The sequence below is a fragment of the Bartonella sp. AP40SXNS genome (assembly GCF_042195825.1).
Classification (GTDB): domain Bacteria; phylum Pseudomonadota; class Alphaproteobacteria; order Rhizobiales; family Rhizobiaceae; genus Bartonella.
Map to the genome: position 1 here is coordinate 1 of NZ_JBHIPB010000050.1, position 2,621 is coordinate 2,621.

The 2,621-nt window shown below is 35.1% G+C and carries 3 protein-coding genes; all 3 read left to right on the forward strand.

Going from position 1 to position 2,621, the window contains the following annotated elements; genetic code table 11:
• Nucleotides 1–337 precede the first annotated feature (337 nt).
• The 3 genes from ACFILZ_RS09510 to ACFILZ_RS09520 all read left to right on the forward strand — a co-directional run bounded on the left by ACFILZ_RS09510 (nt 338) and on the right by ACFILZ_RS09520 (nt 2,468).
• On the forward strand, nt 338–727 hold the full coding sequence (locus ACFILZ_RS09510) for a hypothetical protein (RefSeq protein ID WP_375611022.1): 390 nt from the start codon (nt 338–340) through the stop codon (nt 725–727).
• Nucleotides 728–1,021: 294 nt separating this feature from the next.
• Nucleotides 1,022–1,348, forward strand: coding sequence for a hypothetical protein (locus tag ACFILZ_RS09515; protein ID WP_375611021.1), 327 nt, complete (start codon nt 1,022–1,024; stop codon nt 1,346–1,348).
• Between the two features lie 379 nt (nt 1,349–1,727).
• On the forward strand, nt 1,728–2,468 hold the full coding sequence (locus tag ACFILZ_RS09520; protein WP_375611020.1) for a Rha family transcriptional regulator: 741 nt from the start codon (nt 1,728–1,730) through the stop codon (nt 2,466–2,468).
• Nucleotides 2,469–2,621: the final 153 nt, after the last annotated feature.

A 2,621-nucleotide genomic window follows, 5' to 3' on the forward strand; every position in this document is an offset into this window, starting at 1 on the left:
ACAATTTCGCAAATAACCTTTCAGAAAGCTTCAATCAACTTGCAACAGCGATCTACGCTTAAAGACACTTATGGATCAGAAATAGAGCTTTTTTCGGAAGCATCAGTCATGAAATCGCATTTAAAAGCATTGAAGGATAAACAGCAAAGTAGTGAAGTTTGCTGATGATTTTGAGAATATATATGCGTTTAAATTGACAGAAAGGCACCGTACAGAGCGATTTAAATATTTTGTGATAAAAACCACATTGAAATTAAAAACGCTTCTGTACGGTCCATTTTGAGGCAAATAAACCCATTGGTAAAGTTATGGATTTAGATAGGGGATATTAAACCAAATGTTTTTAAAAAAACGTAAACAGCCTATGCAAAAAAAGTTCGTTGCAACAGCGGTTGGATATGCACCATGGGGATTAGGGGTAGCAGAGTATTTTTACAATCTCTATGAATACGAAGATGGATCAAGAGAATATGAAGAATTTGACGGTGGTCAGTATCATGAGATGCCTGAGAATGTTGATTACAGTACCAAGGCGCAAGTGAAAGCTTGGATATATGGGGGTGGTATTCCGAAAAGCGTTTTGAGTTGTGAAGCGTTGATAGACGAGGTGAATAGGGAAATCAAAAAACGTACAGTTAAAGCAGTGAAAACTTATGATGATATAGACAACGAACTAGAGAAAGCACTTGGTATTCAATTAGGTAGGTATCAAAATGAAAAAAAGTGAAAAAAATAAAAAATACGTATTGACTTTAAAGAAAAGTTCGTTTATTAAGGTTGGCAAGTGATTAAAAACCACGATAACTAGCGGATAAACCACGAAAAGGTTTCTCCCATTTCTTTAAAATACTGGCTGTCTTTTATGCTTTGAATAGCGTATGATGATTTGTGTCGGGTGTGCTTATACCATACAATACCCTTCGCGAGGGAAAAGTATAAGCAACGGACTAGTTACCGTGTTTTTAGCGCCCGGCGCCCTTATGGGCTGTCAATTAAAAACTCTAAATAACTAGGTGTTAAAATGCATTCTAAAGAAAAAAACGATATCAAAATAACCACTGATTTCTTATGTGATTTGTGGCTGGCAGTGTGTAAAGAAGCAAATAGCGATGATATTGATTTTGATATTGATACTGAAGATAACTATCACGTTTCTTTAGTGGAACTTATGGCTGCTCTTGAGAAAGTCTTGTTTTTTAAATTACAAAACGAAATTCCAAATTTTACAAAAATCTTAGCAATTATGACAGAGTTCGGTCAATCTGAACCAATTGAATCAATAGTTTCATTGCTAAAAATTTATAATCCTATTTTTGATAATGTGCATAGCCTAAATGAGGCTGCTTAAATAACACACGGGCGTGGCGGGGGCGCCTGCTTTTTAACTTTAGATTCAATAAGATAAGTATCGAAATGAAAAAAAGTTAAAAAATAGTAAAATACATATTGACAACAATCGAATCACTTTGTTAAACGAATCAGTAAGTGCTAGAAACGCTAAAGTTCTCAGCGGATGGGGTTATAATCAATCTCTCTTCCGCAAATTATAAAGTTTTGACTCAGATATGCTTTATAGCATATAAGAGGGGATTGTCGGGTGTGGTTATGCCATACAATACCCTTATGAGGGAAAAGCGTAACAACAGGCTGTGAACTGTGTTTCTAGCGCCCGGCATTCTTTATTGTGTGTCAATAGAAACCTATCATTTTTCACAGGAGACAGTATCATGTCACAATATTTAATTAACACAAATCAAACAAATTTAACAAACGTAAATCAAATCAACATAGATGATAGCATTCAAACTATGTCTAGTGTTGAAATTGCAGAGTTATGTGGTAAGCAGCATAAGAATGTTATGCGTGATATCAAGCAAATATTTAGCGAGCTCAAATTTGAGCCGGCTAAATTTTTAAGCACTTATGTTGATGAGCAAGGAAAACCCCGCCCTTGTTACAACCTTCCAAAACGTGAATGCCTAATCCTCGTTTCGGGTTACAGCACTACCTTGCGTGCAAAAATAATTGACCGGTGGCAGGAATTAGAAAAGAAAACAGATTTAGCAAGTGCTTTAGAAAACCCTCTCTTTGTTAAGAAACTGCTTTTAGAAAGTGTTACACAAATAGAAAACTTAAGAAACGAAGTGAATACACTCAAACCAAAAGCAATAGCTCTTGATGGTTTAAAACGTTCCGACGGCTTGTTTGGTATTATAGATGCTGCAAAAATATTGGAAGTAAGGCCTAAGGATTTATCAGATTACTTGCGTAGATATGGTTGGGTTTACAAAAGAGTGCCAAGCGGTCCATTATTGCCTTATCAAGATAAAATCCAAAAAGGTCTTATGGATTGCACAGCCATTACTATTCAAAAAAATGATGGTACAGAAAAAACCGTACCATCAACTAAAATCACTTCCAAAGGATTAGCTTGCTTAAGAGAGCAAATCTATGGAAATATGCAATAATTAACAAAAAAGCCGTATCCTTTAAAGACACGGCTTTTGTTTGCAACTGGAAACTTATACATTTTAAATGTTAAAGTATATTACACAAAACGTGTAAAAATGCAAGCCTTAATACATAAAAACCGCATCAAAATGAATTGATACGGCTTTTAT